At 40.9% G+C, this 20,927-nt stretch carries 18 protein-coding genes; all 18 read left to right on the top strand.

Annotated features, from left to right (window positions below; genetic code table 11):
• Positions 1 to 14: 14 nt before the first annotated feature.
• Positions 15 to 2,324 (top strand): EcoAI/FtnUII family type I restriction enzme subunit R, encoded by a 2,310-nt coding sequence (hsdR, locus tag FNT16_RS18930; protein ID WP_143873457.1) that lies wholly within the window; start codon positions 15 to 17, stop codon positions 2,322 to 2,324.
• Between the two features lie 14 nt (positions 2,325 to 2,338).
• Complete coding sequence (locus FNT16_RS18925) at positions 2,339 to 3,376, top strand: PDDEXK nuclease domain-containing protein (protein WP_143873455.1); 1,038 nt, start codon at positions 2,339 to 2,341, stop codon at positions 3,374 to 3,376.
• A gap of 3 nt (positions 3,377 to 3,379) precedes the next feature.
• Positions 3,380 to 5,263 (top strand): AAA family ATPase, encoded by a 1,884-nt coding sequence (locus tag FNT16_RS18920; RefSeq protein ID WP_143873453.1) that lies wholly within the window; start codon positions 3,380 to 3,382, stop codon positions 5,261 to 5,263.
• A gap of 3 nt (positions 5,264 to 5,266) precedes the next feature.
• Positions 5,267 to 6,745, top strand: a complete 1,479-nt coding sequence (locus tag FNT16_RS18915) for a type I restriction-modification system subunit M (protein ID WP_143873452.1) — start codon at positions 5,267 to 5,269, stop codon at positions 6,743 to 6,745.
• 2 nt (positions 6,746 to 6,747) lie between these two features.
• Positions 6,748 to 7,953: a restriction endonuclease subunit S gene (locus FNT16_RS18910; protein ID WP_143873450.1), complete on the top strand. Its 1,206-nt coding sequence runs from the start codon at positions 6,748 to 6,750 to the stop codon at positions 7,951 to 7,953.
• Between the two features lie 9 nt (positions 7,954 to 7,962).
• Positions 7,963 to 8,223 (top strand): hypothetical protein, encoded by a 261-nt coding sequence (locus tag FNT16_RS18905; protein ID WP_246072586.1) that lies wholly within the window; start codon positions 7,963 to 7,965, stop codon positions 8,221 to 8,223.
• Positions 8,217 to 10,622 (top strand): AAA family ATPase, encoded by a 2,406-nt coding sequence (locus FNT16_RS18900; RefSeq protein WP_143873448.1) that lies wholly within the window; start codon positions 8,217 to 8,219, stop codon positions 10,620 to 10,622. The genes FNT16_RS18905 and FNT16_RS18900 overlap by 7 nt, the downstream gene beginning before the upstream one ends.
• On the top strand, positions 10,609 to 10,737 hold the full coding sequence (locus FNT16_RS20575) for a DUF3800 domain-containing protein (protein ID WP_221935106.1): 129 nt from the start codon (positions 10,609 to 10,611) through the stop codon (positions 10,735 to 10,737). Before FNT16_RS18900 ends, FNT16_RS20575 begins: the two co-directional genes overlap by 14 nt.
• Before the next feature lie 13 nt (positions 10,738 to 10,750).
• On the top strand, positions 10,751 to 12,310 hold the full coding sequence (locus tag FNT16_RS18890; protein WP_143873446.1) for a Fic family protein: 1,560 nt from the start codon (positions 10,751 to 10,753) through the stop codon (positions 12,308 to 12,310).
• Between the two features lie 282 nt (positions 12,311 to 12,592).
• Positions 12,593 to 12,934 carry an antibiotic biosynthesis monooxygenase family protein gene (locus FNT16_RS18885; RefSeq protein ID WP_143873444.1) on the top strand — a complete coding sequence of 114 codons (342 nt, stop codon included), beginning with the start codon at positions 12,593 to 12,595 and terminating at the stop codon, positions 12,932 to 12,934.
• A gap of 49 nt (positions 12,935 to 12,983) precedes the next feature.
• Positions 12,984 to 13,220, top strand: a complete 237-nt coding sequence (locus FNT16_RS18880; protein ID WP_143873442.1) for a hypothetical protein — start codon at positions 12,984 to 12,986, stop codon at positions 13,218 to 13,220.
• 693 nt (positions 13,221 to 13,913) lie between these two features.
• Entirely contained in the window at positions 13,914 to 14,204 is a 291-nt protein-coding gene (locus tag FNT16_RS18875) for a hypothetical protein (protein ID WP_143873440.1), read from the top strand.
• A 265-nt stretch (positions 14,205 to 14,469) separates the two neighbouring features.
• Positions 14,470 to 15,033 carry an RNA polymerase sigma factor gene (locus FNT16_RS18870; RefSeq protein ID WP_185976811.1) on the top strand — a complete coding sequence of 188 codons (564 nt, stop codon included), beginning with the start codon at positions 14,470 to 14,472 and terminating at the stop codon, positions 15,031 to 15,033.
• Complete coding sequence (locus FNT16_RS18865) at positions 15,030 to 16,940, top strand: hypothetical protein (protein WP_143873436.1); 1,911 nt, start codon at positions 15,030 to 15,032, stop codon at positions 16,938 to 16,940. Before FNT16_RS18870 ends, FNT16_RS18865 begins: the two co-directional genes overlap by 4 nt.
• A 119-nt stretch (positions 16,941 to 17,059) precedes the next feature.
• Positions 17,060 to 18,991 (top strand): sulfatase-like hydrolase/transferase, encoded by a 1,932-nt coding sequence (locus FNT16_RS18860; protein ID WP_143873435.1) that lies wholly within the window; start codon positions 17,060 to 17,062, stop codon positions 18,989 to 18,991.
• A gap of 203 nt (positions 18,992 to 19,194) precedes the next feature.
• Positions 19,195 to 20,184 carry a hypothetical protein gene (locus tag FNT16_RS18855; RefSeq protein WP_143873433.1) on the top strand — a complete coding sequence of 330 codons (990 nt, stop codon included), beginning with the start codon at positions 19,195 to 19,197 and terminating at the stop codon, positions 20,182 to 20,184.
• Positions 20,185 to 20,254: 70 nt separating this feature from the next.
• Positions 20,255 to 20,563, top strand: a complete 309-nt coding sequence (tnpA, locus tag FNT16_RS18850; RefSeq protein WP_143869686.1) for an IS66 family insertion sequence element accessory protein TnpA — start codon at positions 20,255 to 20,257, stop codon at positions 20,561 to 20,563.
• Complete coding sequence (tnpB, locus tag FNT16_RS18845) at positions 20,560 to 20,925, top strand: IS66 family insertion sequence element accessory protein TnpB (protein ID WP_143869685.1); 366 nt, start codon at positions 20,560 to 20,562, stop codon at positions 20,923 to 20,925. Before tnpA ends, tnpB begins: the two co-directional genes overlap by 4 nt.
• Positions 20,926 to 20,927 lie beyond the last annotated feature (2 nt).

Raw genomic sequence — 20,927 nt, 5'->3', positions numbered from 1 at the left:
CAAGGAGTGATGATATGTCGTCTGAAGCCGATACCAGAGCAAACTATATCGACCCAGCATTAAAAGCCGCACATTGGCAGCCTAACAATATTATTCGGGAACACTATTTTACCGATGGCCGTAAGCTTTCCGGTGGTGTGCGTGGTCGTCGTTGTTTTGTCGATTATCTGCTCTATAAAGACAATCGTTACCTTGCAGTTGTTGAAGCTAAAAAAGAATCTGAGCACCCAACCAAAGGCCTTCAACAAGCCATCGACTATGCCAAGAAGCTACTCGTGCGCTTTGTTTATTCGAGTAACGGCAAACAAACCTATGAGTTCGATTTAGAAACCGGCAAAGGCGACTACATCGAGTTTTATCCAACACCACAAGAGCTTGAAAACCGCTACGCGGGAGTTAATTCGGATCTAGGTCAGCAACTTCGCAATGTGCCCTTTCATTTAGAAGGCGCAATGCAGCCGCGTTATTACCAAGAATTAGCGGTACATGCGGCAACAGATGCCATTGGTAAAGGTAAGCCACGCGTGCTGTTAACGCTGGCGACTGGCACAGGTAAAACCTTTATTGCCTTTCAAATCGTCCACAAATTGTTCCAGTCCCGTTGGAACAAAGAATCTCCGGGTACACGTAGGCCAAGAATATTGTTTTTAGCGGATCGCAATATATTGGCCGATCAAGCGATTAACACCTTCAACCCCTATGAAAAAGACCTCATCAAAATAAACGGTGAGGAGGTACGCAAGCGTGGTGGAGTCGTGCCAACCAACGCACACATATTTTTTGCTATTTACCAAGCTATTGCTGAACGTGAAAACATAGAGGGTTATTACAAAGCTTATCCAAGTGATTTTTTTGACCTAGTAATGATTGATGAGTGCCACCGTGGCAGTGCCAATGAAACGGGTTCATGGCGAGCCATACTCGATCATTTTGGCAGTGCTGTGCATGTAGGTTTAACAGCAACACCAAAACGTAAAGCTAACGTGGATACATACGACTACTTTGGCAAGCCTGCTTTTGAATACTCATTAAAAGATGGTATTAACGATGGTTTCTTAACGCCATATCGTGTCAAACGGGTGCGCACCAATTTAGATGAGCTGGTGTTAACTAAAGATGATCAGGTGGTCGAAGGCGAGTCTGGGCAAGACGTCTATCAGGTAGAAGATTACGACAAAAAAATCGTCGTAGATGAACGTACCGAACTGGTCGCAAAAGCCATTTTGAACAATATCAATCCACTAGAAAAAACCATCGTCTTTTGCGAAAACCAAAATCATGCACTGACCATGCGTGACATGATCAATAAACACAAAAAGCTGAAAGATCCGCATTACTGTGTTCGTGTAACCAGTGACGAAGGTAAAGTTGGCCGCGAACTACTGGAAAAATTTCAAGATAACGACAAAGATATCCCCACCATTATTACCTCATCGCAAATGTTAACCACTGGGGTAGATGCCCGTAACGTGCGTAACGTAGTGCTGGATAGAACCGTCGGCTCCATGGTGGAGTTTAAACAAATAGTCGGTCGCGGAACCCGTGTTTTTGATGGCAAAGACTATTTCACCATTGTCGATTTTCGCGGTGCAACCAATAAGTTTTACGACAAAGATTGGGATGGCGAACCTGAAGAACCAGAGCCAGGTGGTACTGGAGAGCCAACTCCGCCACCTTACACACCAGAGCCACCCGGAGGAACAGATGGCCCAGAGCCTGAACCTGGCGAGCCAAAACCTCGGTTGAAAGTAAAGCTAGGCAAACACCGTGAACTGAAAGTCATTGATGTAGAAACCCGTTATATTGATGAAAACGGCAAACCTCTCACGGTTCAAGAATTTGTTGAGCGCTTGATCACCCAATTACCTGGGTTGTTTAAATCGGTTGAGGAATTGAGGCAGATATGGTCAGACCCAGACGAGCGCGAAACCTTGCTCAGTAAACTTGTACAAGCAGGTTTTGATAAAGAGCAACTCGCCACACTACGACGCATGTTTGAAGCAGAAGAGTGCGATATTTTCGATCTGCTGGCTTTTTTAGCCTTTGAACAGCCCATGGCAACCCGTAAAGCTCGCGCCGATCAAGTTCGTACTAACAGCGCCTTCTTTAAACAATACAGCCACGAAAAGGCACAGCAGTTTTTGCACTTTGTGCTTAACCGGTATGAGCAAACTGGCAGTACTGAATTATCACGCGAGCGCTTACCAGCACTTATCGAGCTATCAGGTTTAGGTACGATTAAAGATGCCTCAACAGCATTTGGTGGCAAGCCAGTTCTCCTATTGGCCGCCTTTAAACAGCTACAGCAGCAATTGTATAACTAATTTAAGAGCACATTATGCTGACAATTAGCCCATTAATAACCCAACTAAAAGACATTATTCAACAAGCCAGAAATCAGGCCTACCGTGCTGTAGATGCCATACAGGTGCAAACTTACTGGCAAATTGGGCAGCACATTGTTGAGTTTGAACAACAAGGTGAAAACCGCGCCCAATACGGCAGCAAATTGCTGACGCAATTATCAGAGCAACTTACCGCTGAGTTTGGCAAAGGGTTTGATGCCAGCAACTTACGTAAAATGCGCCTGTTTTATCAAACTTTTCCAATTCGAGACGCACTGCGTCCCGAATTAAGCTGGACACATTACCGCAGATTATTGCGAGTAGAAGATGACAGCGCACGGCAGTGGTATATGAACGAAGCTGCCGAGCAAAACTGGAGCTCACGCGCACTCGATAGACAAATAGGCACGCTTTACTACGAACGTTTATTGGTTAGTCAAAATAAGCAAGCCGTTAGTGACGAAGCCAAACAACAGTTAATAGAACAAAACAAACAACTAGCACCCAAAGGTTTTGTGCGTGACCCTATGATGCTTGAGTTTTTAGGCATAGGCGGAATTGAAAAACTATTAGAAGCCGACTTAGAACAAGCCCTGATGGACAAGTTACAGGACTTTTTATTAGAACTAGGTAAAGGTTTTGCCTTTGTAGCCCGCCAGCAACGCGTAAGTACCGAAAGTAAAGATTTCTATATCGACTTAGTGTTTTACAACTATCTGCTTAAATGTTTTGTCTTGTTTGAGCTAAAAACCGGTGAGTTAAACCATCAGGACATTGGCCAAATGGATATGTACGTACGCATGTACGACGACCTAAAACGCGGCCCAGACGACAACCCCACGGTCGGTATTATTTTATGCACCAATAAAGATGAATCCATAGTGCGCTACTCGGTACTAAAAGACAGCGAACAACTGTTTGCCAGCCGATACCGCCTGATCTTGCCAAGTGAAGAAGAACTGCGCCAAGAGTTGGAACGCGAAAAGCAGCAAATTGCACAGCTAAAAAAAGAACAAACAAAAGGCGAATAATAAATGGAACTAACACTCGCACCTAACCCGTTGCATCAGCAGCCTCAAACAATAAGCTTGAGTAAAGTTACAACATTAATTGGTGAGAATGGTTCAGGAAAATCTAGCATATTGCACTCAATTTTTAGCCAAAAGTTAACTCAAAAGAAATACATCGACAAGAAAATAGTATGCTTTTCATCCGGTCAAAATGAAAAGTTCTCGAACGAGTTTTTGCGTCACTTAAAAAAAACGAACTCAAATGAAAATAACTTGCAGTTTTCATGTTTTTATTTTGATAAGTCATGGTCTAAATTGCTGATATTTCTAGCTACTGCTCTGAAGAAAGATGGCAAGGTGCGTGGGTTTCTTATTTCAGCAGGTTATGCAGACGAAGTTGAAGGGCTAGACAACACGACAACACTTAAAATAGCGTTTAGATTAGATTCGCAATATGTTAGGCAAGTTGACGAGGCTTTGAGTAGAGAAGCTCGCGGGGACATTGATACAATTCGGCAAACTGCTTTTCATAGAACCTTGGAAAGTTTCATTGAAAATTGTATTCGCGATAAATATGACTTTGACGTCCCTATTAAGAAAGATATATTTGAAATATATCCTGAAAACTTGCTGGACGTATCTTTTGATACTGAGAGGTTGGAGGATGGTGAAGAATCAATTAACAGGTTCGATCCTGAAATTGGATTCTTCATTAGAGCTTGTAACAATTCAAGTTTTCTTGATAAAGAAGCATCATCATTAGTCTTCAAAAGCAAGACTGATGATCAGCCTCTTGAATTAGGTGATTTAAGCGATGGCGAGTTTCAGCTACTTTTCTTGTATGCCATTGTCGACCTATTTGATAGTGACGATACATTATTCATTTTCGATGAAGCCGACTCTCATCTGCACTATGAAAATGTAAAAAAATTCTGGGACAGCCTCAAACAAATAAAAGGGAACTCTATATCAACCACGCATTTATTAGATTCAATATACTGTGTAGGGGTTGAGAATATTAGGATTTTAAACAAGGGGAAAGTTTACTTACCCTCAAATTCAAATGAGCTAATAAAGCGACTTTCACAGCTATCTAATATTAAAAAATCAGAATTTAGAGCTTTAACTTATTACAAGAAAATAGTGCTTATTGATGACTTAAATGACTGGTATATATTTCGAGAGTTATACAAGAAATCTAAGCAAAGTTTTGGTTTCCCTGATGAACATTTTGATGAAAAATTTGATAAGGTAGCTGTTGTAAAAGTAAATTCAGGCTGGAACACACATAACTGCAAATTTGCCGAGTCTAAATTAAACTGGGTTCAAAACTTTATGAAGTTTTGCGAAGGGTTAGACATTAAAACAACAGAGATATTTTTGCTTTGTGACAGAGATAATCTACCAATTGATGGTATAGGCACTGAAGAGTTCTCATTAAAAGTTCAAGGCATCAAGATTAATACAAGCAATAAGCTGAAAGTTCATGTTTTAAGTTGGCGAAGAAGGGAGATTAAACATTACCTTCTGTCAAATTCAGCACTGGGAGCATGTGTGGCCGCACTTAACAACCACAAGCTCCCCGAATCAGCACACTTACAACAATTTAAAAATGGCGATTATTTACTTAAACAATGTGACAATGGCTTTCAAGTTTTAAACGAAACTAAAGAAGTAAAAAAAGGCAAAGAGACCACCTTCGAAACCAAGCCAGTGTATAACAATTACCTAGCATCCCTGCCTTCCGATTTCGTGAAAAGTATCTTATCGCCATTTATAGAAGAGGTTGAAGAAGAACCTTACGGCTTCAGTAGAGAGATGTTCCAAGAATATATTTCTCATGTAGATTACAGAGAAATCAGCGAAGACATCACCAATATGTACAATTTTATTATCGGAAAACTATAAGCCATGTCATTACAACAAAAGATTGACCGAATTACCGACATACTGCGCCGCGACGATGGCATTAGTGGTGCCATGCACTATACCGAGCAAACCTCTTGGGTGTTGTTTTTAAAATTTTTAGATGATTACGAGTCTGAAAAAGAAGATGAAGCGGTTCTGTCAGGTAAAGACTATCATCCTGTATTGGATGAAGAACATCGTTGGTCAAATTGGGCCTGCCCGAAAAACTTCGATGGCAAGCTAGACATTAACAAAGTTCGCACGGGCGATGACTTAACCGATTATGTGAATAACGAGCTATTCCCTTACTTAAAAAGCTTTGCCAATGCCGCCGTTACGGGATCAGACCCTAAATCCTTCGCCTATAAAATTGGTGCCATCTTCCAGTATTTAGACAACAAGGTCGCTTCTGGCCATACCTTGCGTGAGGTGTTGGATATTATCGATACGCTGAATTTCCAGTCCAGTGATGAAATGTTTGAGCTCTCGTTAGTTTATGAAGGCTTATTGCAAAACATGGGCGATGCCGGTGGCTATGCGGGTGAGTTTTACACCCCGCGTCCAGTAGTGCGTGCCATGATTAAAGCCATTGACCCACAAGCCGGGCAAACCATTTACGATGCAGCGGCTGGCTCATGCGGATTCCTAGTCGAAGCCTTTGACCACTTAAAAGCCAAAAAGAGTGCTCTTTCTACTGAGCAATGGGACTTTATCCAGCGCGATACCTTCTTTGGTTTTGAAAAAACTTCGCTGGCTTATGTGATGGGCATGATGAACATGATTTTGCATGGCATCGAATCGCCCAACTTGTTTCGTGGTAATACCCTTACTCAAAATATCCGTGATATTCAGGAAAAAGACCGTTACGACATTATTCTCGCTAACCCACCATTTGGCGGCAAAGAGAAAGACCAGATTCAACAGAATTTTCCCATTAAAGCGAATGCCACCGAGTTGCTGTTTTTACAACACTTTATGAAAACCCTGAAAAGTGGCGGCAAAGCTGCCATCGTCGTGCCAGAAGGCGTGCTGTTCCAAACCAACAGTGCGTTTAAACAGGTCAAACAAGAACTGCTGGAAAATTTTAACCTACACACCATTTTAAGCCTACCCGCTGGGGTATTTTTGCCATATTCGGGCGTAAAAACCAATGTGCTGTTTTTTGAGCGCAGCGGCGGCACCAGCGATGTGTGGTACTACGAATGTGAGCCGGAGCAAAAGCTCACCAAAAACAAGCCTATTACCGATGACCACTTAAAAGAGTTTGTTGAGCTGTATAGCAGCCGCGAAACTACGGATCGCTCCTGGACGGTATCAGCCAGCAAACTCGCAGAAGACTATGACCTCTCTGCTAAAAATCCAGCCAAACAAAAAGATGCCGAGTACTTAGCGCCAAGCGATATTCTTAAGCAGATCCGCACCAAAGAAAAACTGGTGTCAGGCCTATTAGATGAAATTGAAGGCCTGTTGGCGGAGAAATAAGCATGGAGCAGGTTTTATATAAACTACCGGATGGGTGGGAGTGGCACAAGTTGAAAGATCTCACAACCAAGATTGGAAGTGGGGCAACTCCGAAGGGAGGCGAAAAAGCTTATAAATCTAGCGGTATTTCGCTAATTAGAAGCCTAAATGTTCACGACTGTTTCTTTAAAGAGAAAAAGCTTGCGTTTATTGATGATGAGCAAGCTAATGGCCTCAAAAATGTAGTCGTGGAGAGTGGAGACGTACTACTCAATATTACAGGGGCATCAATTGCAAGATGCTGTATTGTTCCTAATGAGTTCTTGCCTGCACGTGTAAATCAGCATGTCGCAATTATTAGACCAACGGAGTATGTCGATAGTAAATTCCTGAACTATTTGATCGTAAATCCTAAGTTTAAGGCACAACTGCTTTGGCAAGGCGCTGGCGGTGCGACTAGACAGGCCCTTACTAAAGCAATGGTTGAAGAATTGGACATTCCTCTTCCAAGCTTGCTGGAGCAACAACGCATCGTCGAAAAACTCGATGCACTGCTCTCCCGCATCGACACCGCCATCGAGCATTTGCAAAGCAAGCTCGATCTATCTAAACAACTGTTCGACAGCGTATTAGATGAATTTTTCAAACTGTCGGATTGTGATTCCGTGCCACTAACGGAGGTGGTTGATTTCATAGGTGGCTCTCAGCCGCCAAAATCACAGTTTTCTGATGTTCAGAAAGAAGGCTATGTTCGCTTAATTCAGATTCGTGATTATAAGACTGATAATCATATTGTTTATGTCGATAGCGCATCAACGAAGAAATTCTGTACGAAAGATGATGTGATGATTGGACGCTATGGACCACCAGTATTTCAGATATTGAGAGGGCTTGATGGCGCTTATAACGTTGCTTTGATGAAAGCCGTACCTAATGAGGAGCTTTTGACGAAGGATTATCTATTTTGGTTCCTGCAGTCACCGTCAATACAGAACTATGTTATTGGCATTTCCCAACGAGCCGCTGGTCAGTCTGGGGTAAATAAAAAAGCGTTGGAAAAGTACCTAATCCCTGTTCCAAGTAAAGCTATTCAGCATGATATTGTTGATAAAGTCGGGCAGTTAGTCGATAAAAGCCGCAATTTGGAAGCTGAGGTGACAGCAGAAATGACCTCTCTGAACCAACTAAAAGCATCAATTCTCGATTCAGCCTTTAAAGGCGAGCTCTAAGGAGGGAGTATGAGTGGTGGTCAAACAACAAATGCCGCGTTAACAACCGCCCTGGCCTTTCATTACCAGGTGCTGATTGGCTTGGAAAAGTGCTTTGCATTGGAAGAAGGCCAATCTATTTGGTTTGAAAAAGACGGTGATGTGAGCCTTATTTCCCCTAATGCTTTAACTTCATCTCAAACGGAAGTGAAAGACTATTCGGCAGCACTTACTGACCACCATGAAAACCTCTGGAAAAAATATGCCCCACAAGGAGGTTTACCATGCTAAAGAAAATTCAACACATTAAAAAGCTTGGTGTGTTCGATGATTTTAATTGGGATAGTGAGGTTAAAAACAAAGGGGGTGCTGTTCAGAACTTTGTTGATATCAACATCATCTATGGGCGTAACTATTCCGGTAAGACTACACTGTCGCGTATTGCTCGTGCTTTAGAGACACGCTCTTTATCAGATAAATATGGCACTCCCTCGTTTCAGCTAAAATTTACTGATAACACGGATGTGACACTCGCGACCTTACCCACCCACGACAAGAATGTTCGTGTTTTCAATGAAGACTTTATTAGAGATAACCTTCGGTTTATCACTAATCCTGACGACAGCATTGAGCCATTTGCCATTTTGGGGGACGACAATAATAAGATCGAAAAAGAGATTAAAGCTCTTGAGGCAGAACTCGGTTCTAGTATTGAAGGGCAAGAAACCGGTTTGTTTGCCGACAAAAAGCAGGCCGCAGTTGTATACAACAATGCCGTTACCGCTCATAAGCAATCGAATGTTCGTCTAGAAAAACAATTGGGGGAGAAAGCGACCAGCAAAGACATCGGCATTAAATACAAGCCTGAGCGTTTTGGTGACCAAAACTACACCATTACCAAATTAAAGGCCGATATCACAACTGTAAGTAGCCCTGATTTTCAGCAGTTAACATCAGAGCAAGTGAGCGATCACGAAAAGCTGATTGATGAAAAGGTTTTGCCTGCAATACCTAGATTTTCTTCACCTCAGCTAAGTTTTTTGAGCTTGGCACAACAAGTTGAAGTGCTGGTATCTAAGCCGATCAGTGAGTCTGACAAAATTCAGGCGTTAGTTAAAGATGCAGTACTTAACCGCTGGGTCAATGAAGGTCGTACTCACCACCGAAACAAGCATGAAAAATGCGCATTTTGCGACAATGAAATTTCTGCTGAGCGATGGGCTGAGCTTGATAAGCACTTTGATGAAGAATCTGAGTTATTAGAAAAGGCGATCAATGCATTACTTACTAAGATAGAAACCGAAAACATAACAGTTCAATCCGCACTCACCATTGATCAATCTGTTTTTTATTCCAAGTTTCACTCACAACTAATCTCATTGGATTGCAGATTAAAAGCTGCAACCAAGGATTATCAGCTTGCTTTAGGTAATCTAACCGCGCAACTGAAGGCGCGTAAAGGTGATATTTTAAACGCTAAAGACTATGAGAGCCCCGCTGATTGCACTGCTAAACTAGCGCAAATCTGGCAGGAATATAGTGACCTGTGCGCTCAATCAGAGTTATTTAGCAGTTCATTAGCCGGTGAACAAACCAAGGCTAAAGCCGACTTGCGATTGAAAGAGGTCGCTGATTATTTACTTACGATTGACTACCAAACACAGCTCAAATCAATTGAAACCTTAAAGCAAAAGAGGGATGAGGCTCAACAAGCGCAGACGACTATCAATAAGAATATTACCGAAAAACAAGCACAAGTTGCGGCTAAGAAACGTGAACTGAATGATGAAGAAAAAGGAGCTAAAAAGGTAAATGAATATCTGAATAATTTTTTCGGGCATCAGTTCTTAACGTTGGAGGCTAAAAAAGATGAAGGCCCAACGCAAGACGCTAAACGTATTCGGTTTGAAGTACTTCGTGACGGAAAGAAAGCTTATCACCTTAGTGAAGGTGAATGCAGCTTGCTAGCATTTTGTTACTTTTTGGCCAAGCTAGATGATGTTGCAACCAAAGATTCAAAACCGATTATCTGGATTGATGATCCTATCTCGTCGCTTGACGGTAATCATATTTTCTTTATTTATAGCTTGTTAAATGCAGAAGTGGTCGAGAAGGGAAAATTTGCACAACTATTTGTTTCAACACACAAACTTGATTTTTTGAAGTATCTGAAGAGGCTGAAAGACAATTACCTTATTGCTGAAGGCGACAAGAAAAAATGTCAGAAAGCTTACTTTGTTGTGGTTAGACAGGATAAAAAATCCACCTTACAGGTTATGCCATCGTACTTAAAAGAATATGTGACTGAGTTTAACTACCTGTTTCATCAGATCCATAAATGTGCTTCTCTTGATGCTATCGATGATACCAACTACGTAACCTTTTATAATTTTGCCAACAATGCGAGAAAATTTTTCGAGATTTACCTCTATTACCGATATCCCGATCAAGGCATGACGCCAGAGACCCTAAGTATATTTTTTGGTGAAGATAGTATTCCTGCAATCTTAACAGACAGGATTAACAATGAGTATTCTCACCTTTCTGGAGTTTTTGAGAGGGGCGCATCCCCAGTTGAGGTTCCAGAAATGCAAACCGCTGCAAAACAGATAATTGAGCGACTAAAGCAAGATCGAGATCAATTTGCTTCGTTGATGAAAAGTGTTGGAGAATCTAATGACAACATATAATGTCTATTGCGATGAAAGTCGCCATACTTCAGACCCATCTCAGCATTATATTGTTATTGGTGGGCTGCAATATGCTCGTGAAGAAAAATTCACATCGGCAGCTCAAATAAACTGAACTAAGGTGAATAATGAACGACTTAACCACAAAGCTCCCCGTTAATATTGATGATCTACTTACTCTTCGAACTGTTGAGAGTGAGCGCATTGAATATAAATCCGGTTGGAACCCTGAGTCTATTCTGCATACTATTTGTGCGTTTGCGAATGATTTTCATAATCTGGGTGGCGGTTATGTGGTGATTGGTGTCGCCGAGCAAAATGGTCAGCCGCTAGTGTCAGCCAACGATGCACCAGTTGGGTTATTACCTGAGCAAATCGATGCCATTCAAAAAGAGCTTTTAAACCTTGGTCACTCGGCAATCGCGCCAAATTATCACCCGCTTACAGCTAGCTATGAAATACAAGGCAAAACAATATTGGTTTTATGGGCTCCGGGTGGTGAATCTCGGCCATATAAAGCGAAAACCTGTTTAAGTAAAAAGGCTGATTGGGCTTATTATTTGCGTAAACATACCAGCACGGTTAAAGCAACAGGGAATGATGAACGAGAGCTTATGACATTAGCTGCAACCGTGCCATTTGATGATCGTTATCGTCAAACCGCTAAACTGGATGATTTGTCACCTTATCTAATGCGCGAATTCTTAGTTGATATTCAAAGCGAATTGAGTACCGAAGCTCATGATTTAGATACTGAAGCGCTCGGTCGCCGGATGAATGTGGTTGGTGGTCCATCCGAAATGGCATTTCCAAAAAATGTTGGATTATTGTTTTTCAATGAGAGACCAGAGCAATTTTTTCCTGCCACGCAAATTGATGTTGTTTATTTCCCAGATGGGGCTGGCGGCGATCGTTTTGAAGAAAAAATTTTCACAGGGTCGCTAGGACGTATTACCCGTAACACGTTAGATTATATTAACCGAAACTATCTAAAAGAAGCAGTGGTTAAAAAACCGACTAGGCCAGAAGCTGAGCGATTTTGGAATTTTCCATTAGCAGCGGTTGAAGAAGCCGTGGTAAATGCGGTTTATCATCGCTCGTATGAAATTCGTGAACCCATTGAAATTCGAATTGATGGCGAATATTTGATGGTGTTAAGTTTTCCAGGACCAGACAGGTCAATTCGTTTAAGTGATTTACAGGCTGGAAAAGCAGTAAGCCGACGTTATCGCAATCGTCGCATTGGTGAATTTTTAAAGGAGCTGGATTTAACGGAAGGCAGGTCTACTGGTGTACCTAAGATATTGCGGGTAATGAAGGCTAATGGTTCTCCCAAGCCCGAATTTGAAAGTGATGATGAACGTAGTTATTTTTTGATTAAACTACCAATCCACGCTGGGTTTACTGTGAAAAGTAAAGCTGAAGAACAAGTAACCGAACAAGTAACCGAACAAGTAACCGAACAAGTAGAACGGTTAATGATCGCATTAGTTGAACAGCCTCTAAATACCAAAGCTTTACTTTCAACACTCAAGATAAAGCATCGGCCAACATTTTTACAAAATTATCTTCAGCCCGCATTACAGCAAAGTTTGGTTGAAATGACTGAGCCTGATTCGCCCCGTAGCCCAACTCAAAAATATCAGTTATCAACAAAAGGAAAGCTAGTTTTAGAAGGAAAAAGATAAAACAAATGGTCAAACAGGGTCTGCTATAAGCAGAGTTTTAACTGGCATGGGTTTAAAGATGGGTTAGGTGAAATTTTTAAGGCAATAAAATCACTATAAATCATTCGCTCGTTGATTCGAGGAAAGCCTTGCTGCGCATATCGAAAATAAAGTTGCAAATAATGATTAAATTGGCTTAAATCAAACCAGACAACTGCCCCGTTTGCCCGTTGAACAAATAATTCTCACAAACTACGTGTGCACGAATACTAAAGCATTATGCATCTTTTTTGGAGGCCGCTCATGGATCAAGTAAGTGTAATAAATACTATTACTGTCCCGAGAGGGATGGAAGTGATTGCTGAGCAAATTCGTGATGAATATGTATCCTATTTTAGCGAACAAGAAGGTTTCGTGAGTTCAACCTTTTACAGGTCACTTAATCGAGAAGTGGATGGCTCTATAAAATATGTCAATACAGTAGTGTGGGCATCATATGCTCACTTCGAAAAAGTAGTCAATATCGGTTTCAGTAACCAGTCTGGTGAAAATAATGAAGGAAGAAAAGTTTTGGGTAAAGGTTTCCCTGAACCCATTATCGTTTCTCCGGGTCAATATGTTATTGTGAGCCATGTAAATACCTAATAAATAAGGATAAGCCCCTTGGTTTTGGCTCTAGAACGTAGAAACAAGTATGGCAAAGATTAAAGCTAGAAAAGCAGCAAAGATAGAGCGACAAAAGAAATATATGTGGGTTTTCATGAACGGAAAGCAAGTTAAGGTTAAGCGTCCGGCAAAAATTGATGGCGTTGACAGTAATGAATGGATAGAGAAAAATGCTGACCCAATATGGCTTCACCAAAACGAAATGTGGGAAACGCTTCATGTGCGATCGTCAACAGAAACCAGTGAAGAAGACGACTTATTTTAATGCCCAAATGTATTGCCGAAATGTTCTAACAACGCTAAGTAACGTCTCGCCAAAAGTATTATGCGTCTGGAACCACACCCGGTATCCAAAAAAATCACGAGAAAAAGTACGCTACAGTGAAGGGCCTTCTGAGGGCATTCACAACTTTTTAATTAGGAGCTGTCCCCGATTGCTATTCTTGGGCGTCTCGACCGCTAATTATTTATATTCAGGGCGATCATACAAATAATATTCGAAAAAGAGATACCCATTATCTATGACAATATCCCAACTTTCATTTCCTTTCGAAAAGCTCTTGAAACAAGCTGAAGCTTGACCTACATCTACTGTAGTATTTTTAAAAACATCATTACCAGAACAACCCGATATCGATCTTAAAAAATTGTCATCAGTTTTTACATATATGGTTAGAGCCCGTGGCATCGAAGTTCTGCTTCAGCAGGTTTGGCGCTACAGGAAGCTGATGTTCGAGCATAAATTCGATTCAGTTGAGTTTCACTGCTGGAATATCTACACCAAAATGTAAGTGAAAAAATCGGGTTAAGGGAATGTTAAACCCGAATTAAATTCAAAAACTGTACCTTGGGGCAGGTTTAATTTTGATTGGAGGCCCTATATTAGGAGGTGTTGGCGTTATAGTCGGCGCGTGTATATTTTGAACTATTCAAAAGCGGATTAATTTTAGAGGTCAAAATGAAATTTTACTTGTCGTACAAGCAATTGGATGTTCCAAATATCATAAATAAAAAATCTGTTTATAAAGACTATTATTTCAAAGCATTTAAAACCATTTGGCCTTTTATCGGTTTGTTAAGCTTATTACTTTCGTTATTTATAGGGAAATATATATTCCTTCTTGACGGGGTATATGCGAGGGGGTTATTGGGTGTTGTCGGTGGTGTCTTGTATTTTCATTTTCACTGTGTTGGTATTCAAAAAATGGTTGATAAGCAGAGCGTATTCAGCAAAAACGAAGCTGACTGATTTAGCGTAGCATGACGGACGTTTACGAATATGGGTACTATGCGGTTCAAGCACAGCAGATGTATCTAAATTTTACGACCACTAATTTCCCTCCAATCACCATCAACTCGTCGCTCCCGCGTAGTTAAAAGCTATACACAAATTAGATGCAGTCGGTGAATAATTGAAAATAAATGTGTCAATTTTCGCCGTACTTAACAATATATATAGATATAGGTGTAAACAAACTGAGCATATTTCTCAAATTGTCGACTGGGGTGGGTGTTTGAAATTTGACGATGACAGAAAAATTATCACTTTGGCTCAGTGTGGCGATGACAGTGCTTTTGCTGAAATTATCAGAAGATACGCAAGTGATGTTCGGGCGTTTCTCGCAATACGCATGAAGCTGGTAAGCGATGCTGATGATTTAGCTCAGGAAGCTTTTATTATTGCGCACAGAAAGCTAAAAGAGTTTGATATTAATCGCCCTATTCGGCCTTGGTTAAAAGGTATCGCACTTAATCAGCTCAAAGATTATTACCGAAAATTGAACACGCAAGTAAATCTGGATATCAGTGACTTTGAAGAAATTCTGATTGATGAAATAGAACACGAACTTAAAAACAATGATGAAAATACCATGCTGGATGCTTTAGAGCAGTGTTTGCAAAAAGTAGATGGTAAATATCATCAACTGATTATTCAGCATTATAGCGAAGGTTACTCCGTAGACGAGCTCACGAAACTGCACCAAGTTAAACATTCAGCAATGACGATGCGGCTGCATCGAATTCGTGAAAAACTGCGAAATTGTATAGATAAACGCCTAAAAGAGAGTACGGCATGAACAAACATCAAGACGATTTGATAGCGCGTTATATTGCCGATAAAACCAATCCAGCCGAGTTTCAGCAAGCGCTGCAGCACGATCCGCAGTTTAAAAAGCGCGCTGCCCGTCATTTTCTGATACATAAGCTGTTAAAAATTAAACTAAATCAAACAGATACAGAAGCGTTTACATCCAGTGTGATGGCCCGGATAAACCAGCAAGATAAAGCGGTTGCTGAAAATAAACCCCAGTTTAAATCAGTCGCTGCGCGCCAAGTGACAAAACATTTTTGGTATAACGGATTGCCAATAGCAGCGAGTATTTTAGTTTGTATTTTGCTGTTTTTCGCATTTGATCAATCGAACACTGAATTGGCGACTGTGCATTATGGGCCATCCGCCCGTATGACTAAAACCGCTGATAAAGAGCTCTTTACACTTGCTGCCGGCCCGTTTCAGTTATTAGAAGGTAAGGCTGAAATAACCTTTAAAAACGGTGTTATTTTGAAGGCTAATGCGCCGGTGCATCTGCATATTAAAGACAAAAATGACATTAAACTCGTGCAGGGACAGCTGGAAGTTAAGCTGCCAGCTAAATCTGACGATTTCATTGTGCGGACTCAAAATGATGAATATATTATCACCAGTTTGGCGGCGAATATCACCGCATCAGATGCGGACAAGTACCTTGATTTAACCCCTATTTATCGTCAAATCGACTTGCCTTATTCGTTTAAAATAACCGCTCATTCAACTCAATTATTACCAATAGCAGAGGATCAAACTCAGCAATCGTCAGGTGTCGGTTTGCCTTTTTCAGCCAATAACGCGACAAATAAAACGGAAAATAAAGCAGAAAATAATACGACGGATAAAAAATCAGAAAAAGATGCTGAACAAACGTCGAATACAGAACAGGATCACAGCCACCAGCTTCAAATATTAAAAGGACTGAACAGCGGTTTTGAAACCGGAGATTTAACCGATTGGCTGATAGATGCAAAAAGCCTAGGTTTTGCCAGCGTGAAAGCTGAAGCAGCAAAATCTGGAAATTACGGCCTACACATTAATACCATGAATGCAGGCCCTGTATTTTTGTTAATAGACCATAAATCTCTACCTGCCGGGTTTGTTAAAAAACACAAACAATACAAGATCAGCTTTGATATCAAACGAGTTTCTAAAAATGCCGAATCAGCCGATGGCTTTACCCGTTTTACCAATAGCTATAATTCTGATTTTCAAGCCACTGCGCATGGCCCTTGGTTTAGAATGCCACGAGATAACCAATGGCAGCACTATGAAAAAATTATTGATGGTGCAGACTGGCCCACAACCCACACTTTTGTCGAAATTGCATTCTGGACACCGAACGAAGAATGGTATTTAGACAATGTTAAACTGGTCGAGCTTAAGCCTGCGAAAAACCTAATACAGCCCGCAGTAAGTGGGTTTGAAAGCGGAAAACTGAGTGCTGGATTTAATATAGAGCGACAAATCGACCGTGAAAATTTTGCGATTTTACAAGTCACAAAAGACGCGGCAATTGACGGCAACTATGGCTTGTACGCCAATACCACCACAGGCGAAATGCAAATAAAATTTACATCTAATGCATTTACTCAGCCCAGGTTAGAGAAAAATACAGATTATTTATTTGCGTATGATTTAAAAGTGATACAAGGAAAAGTGTCACTCAATCATATTCCTAATACCGGAAACTCGCATTTTAAACCTAAGTGGCGAAACTTTGGTTTTGAACGCGGAAAATACTGGGTGGATGGTGAAGGATTAGTCCGCGTTAGGGTTATCATTCCTGCGCATGAAATACCAGAAAACCAAGCGTTTGAATTGAATATACAAATGAATGCCGGCGCAATTGCGCATTTTGATAATTTTGAATTATCTAAAATTAGCAGTGAGTAAAGTTTAGGTTTGATTCTCGAGTTTTTAAATTCATTGTAAAAAGTAAACAATTAAATGTGTCAATTCTGCTTCATTTTACGGATAAGGATATGTGAATAAATAAAAGAAGAGAAATAACGATGAAGTTAAGTTTATTTTCGAGCCGAAATTTACTGGTTAGTTGCCTCATACCGCTTGCTTTAGCGGGTTGCAGTACCTCTGAAAACCATCAGCCCTCCACCGAGGTTAACAAGGTTTTTGAACCTAAAGCGGCTACCCCTACCTTTAAATCTAAACCCAATATTTTATGGATCATCACAGATGATCAAAGGCCCGATTCGGTTAGTTATTATAACAAACTGGTTTATGGCCAAGCTGAAAGCCCGCTCGGGTATGTTGAATCACCCAATATCGATAAATTAGCTGAAGAAGGTGTATTTTTTACCCAAGCGTTTAACCAAGCGCCCGTCTGTGGGCCTTCGCGTGGCTCTATGTTGTCGGGTCGTTATCCGTTTAGAAACGGCCATTATGCGTTTGAACTGACGCACCAAAACCCAGATTTTGTCAAACCAACCGTTTCTCAGTCGATACGCGACTATGGTTATCAAACAGCAACTTTTGGCAAAGAAGACAGCTACATATTTAAGTGGGGCCCGGGTCAGGGGTTTCACGACGCCAACCTATACGATTATCAAGTGCACTTTAAACACGATCTGCAAAAAAATGGTATCGGCGATTTATTTACTAAAACGCTTTATGACTGGAGCAATGAACAGAATCCTAAACAAGGCGCAGTTGAAACCGTGTTATACCCCAACGGCGAGAAAAAACAGTATTTTATCAGTCGCCATAATGCTGAACTTACGCAGCAGGATTTAGCGGAAATAGAAAGTGTTAACCAAGAGTTTGGATTGCTGCGCGCTTATACGCGCGCCAATACCAGCCTTATTTTAGGCGGTGAAAATCCAAAACCGGCAGGCGAAACGGTTGATGCGTACATTGTAAAAGAATTTAAAAATTATTTAGAAAACGCCAATCAAGAGTTTAAAACATCTTGGGGCAAAACCGCAAAAGGCGCAGATACCCGCTTACCACAATTTTTAAATCTTGGATTCCACTTGCCGCATACCCCAGTATTGCCGCCAAAATCATTTAGAGGTCGTTTTAAAGACAAGGTGTATGACATTCCGAAATTCGAAAAGTCAGAACTGGCTAAATTGCCTGAGCAGCTTCGTCGTATTTACAATGCAGGCAAAATCGATGCAATGACGTATGAGCAAAAACAACAAGCTATTCGCGATTATTATGCATTTACTGCATATGGTGACGCGCTGATTGGCGATGCGGTAGAAGCATTTAAAAAATACAGTATTGAAAATGGTCAGGAATATTTAATTGTTTTTGCAATTGGAGATCATAGCTGGCATTTGGGTGAACAAGGTATGGAAGCTAAGTTTGGACCATGGAAACAATCGGTTGCTAACGCGGTATTGGTTGTTTCTTCAGATAAATCGGTTGTCCCGTCTGGTGGCGTCTACCGAGATTTAGTTGAGTTTGTTGATTTTGCGCCAACCATTTTATCTGCAGCAGGGGCAGACGTATATCAAGAGAAATTCAGCTACTTAGATGGCTTGAACTTATTTGATGTATACAACGAAAATTTGCCAAAACGTGATTACATTTTGGGTGAAATCAATGTGATAGCAGGCCCCAGAGCGTACTTACATACTAAAAGATTCCGCTTTTCTATGCGCACCCGTCCATTTAATGGATTGGTTAAAGCGCATCAGTTAGGTAAAAACTTAAAATGGGCTTTGAATGCGCCAGCGGAAAAAGTTGAAATGTCTTTGTATGATTTAGAAAAAGACCCGCTCGAAAGGAACAATGTCGCTTATGACCCTGAATACAAAGCTTTAGCAGCTTGGTTTAGGCAAAAACTAGGCAATATTGTGCTAGGCGACGGCCGTGCAGAAGCCGACTGGTCTAAAGCAAACAGTTATCATATCAGCAACTTTGCAGCGGGCGCTGACGATAAAATTGCCGATATCCCAGCTGATCTCATTCCCGAATAAAAGCATTTTCGATACATAAAATAAGCGAGAAATACAAGCTGTATTTCTCGCTTTCCCCTGCCTGTCAGTCTTATAAATAAATGTTTTAAATATCTAATTAAATTGAGTTTTTAGTTAAAAAAATGTGTCGTTTGTGTGGTTGGTTACGAATAAGGGGTAAGTACTAAATCAACAAACTACTTTACAATACATTAGGTGACTGCATGAAACGAATAACACAAATAAATATACTGACACTGCTAACTTGCTTTTGTATCTTGTTTACTGGAAAGCTTACCGCGCAAGTTATTGATTTTGATCAAAAGTACGCTTATGCAAGCGGCTGGAAACTTATATCCAATATTAATCATGCGGTCGCCAATGCGAATCCGGGTGATACTATTGTTTTTAACAGTGACTCGTACGATTTTGACAACTTGGGCTTTGCTATTCAAAAGCCCATTACCCTAAGTGGTAAAATCAATACCTTGCCACAGCAAATGACAGCCGGCGCCCATCAGGTAACAACTCAGTTTGATAACTTGTTGCATATTAACTTGTTCACCAATGATGCTACGGTACAGCACATTCAGTTTAACGCTGCGACTACCTCGACCAACTTAATGAGAGTTAGGCATTCTTCTTATAATTCGGGCCAGCAAACCGGTTTTTATCGTAATTTAAAAGTTTATAACGTCGTTTTTAACGGCGGTAGAACTCAAGCATTTGGAGGGAATGGTGCCGGAATCGAGTTTTTACATACCTCATTTATTAATTTTTCTCGCGGTGGGTTTTATTTAAATAGACGGGATCGCAGCAACGGACACCCGCGTATGATTATGGAAAATTGTTACTTTAAGCCGGATTTAGAGCAGGTTAATTACGACGTGAGAGCCGTGTCTTTTGATGCTGGAAACGATGAGTATCCGGTTGTTTGGGATCATAATTGGACCATCATTAGAAACAGTTTATTAGACGGTACAGGGATTGGGCTATCTTCAAAAGGTAAAAACTTAATTGTTAGAAACAATCATATTATTGGCTATCGCAAAGATGTTGATATGATTCACATTGAAGAGTTTTCGCACGATATCATTATCAATAATAATATTTTCGAACACGCAAAGCCGGCAAGAACTATTTATATGGAACGGGAAGCGCAGCCTTCGTACAATATTCGTATTGAAAATAACACTTTTATAGTAAGCGCCTAATGAACTAACGTTCTTACTTTCGAGATCTCAGAGCCGCATAATTTCCTCATCATTCACGCGAGGAAATAACATGCTCACCGCTAAACAAGAATACTGGCAAACACATATCGAACAATGGCAAGCATCAGGGCTTACTCAAGCGGCTTATTGTCGTCAGCATAATTTATGTCAAAACGGCTTAAGCTATCATAAGCATAAATTGGCTAACTTACCCAGCCATGTTAATTCCGTGACCAACGGATTTGCTCGTGTCCAAGTCATGGAAAGCTATACAACCAGTCAACCACTGAGCGTTCATCTGAATAACGGCCTCAAGGTCAGTGGTATTACACACCAAAACCTTGAGCTGGTTAAACAGTTGGCCCAGGTGTTGTCATGAACCAAGTGATGCGCCCCAACATCTCACTGACACAAGTCTACCTTTATTGTCAGCCCGTTGATTTTAGAAAATCCTTTCGCGGGTTATCTGCCATTATTGAATGTGAGCTTGGCCACAATCCATTTGAAGGTCACTTATACGCCTTCACCAATCGCCAGCGTAATAAAATAAAGTGCCTCTTTTGGGAAAACAACGGTTTCGTGCTCTATTACAAGAGTTTAGCCGAAGAAAAATTCCAGTGGCCACGCAACAATGAAGAGATGATAACTTTAACCGGACAGCAGATAAATTGGTTACTCGATGGCTATGATATTAGTGCTATGCAAGGCCATAAAAAACTTCATTATGAGGCTGTTTTTTAGGG

It is taken from the genome of Catenovulum sediminis (genome assembly GCF_007289895.1).
GTDB lineage: Bacteria > Pseudomonadota > Gammaproteobacteria > Enterobacterales > Alteromonadaceae > Catenovulum > Catenovulum sediminis.
Note: the sequence above shows the minus strand (reverse complement) of the source record. Positions and strands in the feature narration are given on the sequence as shown.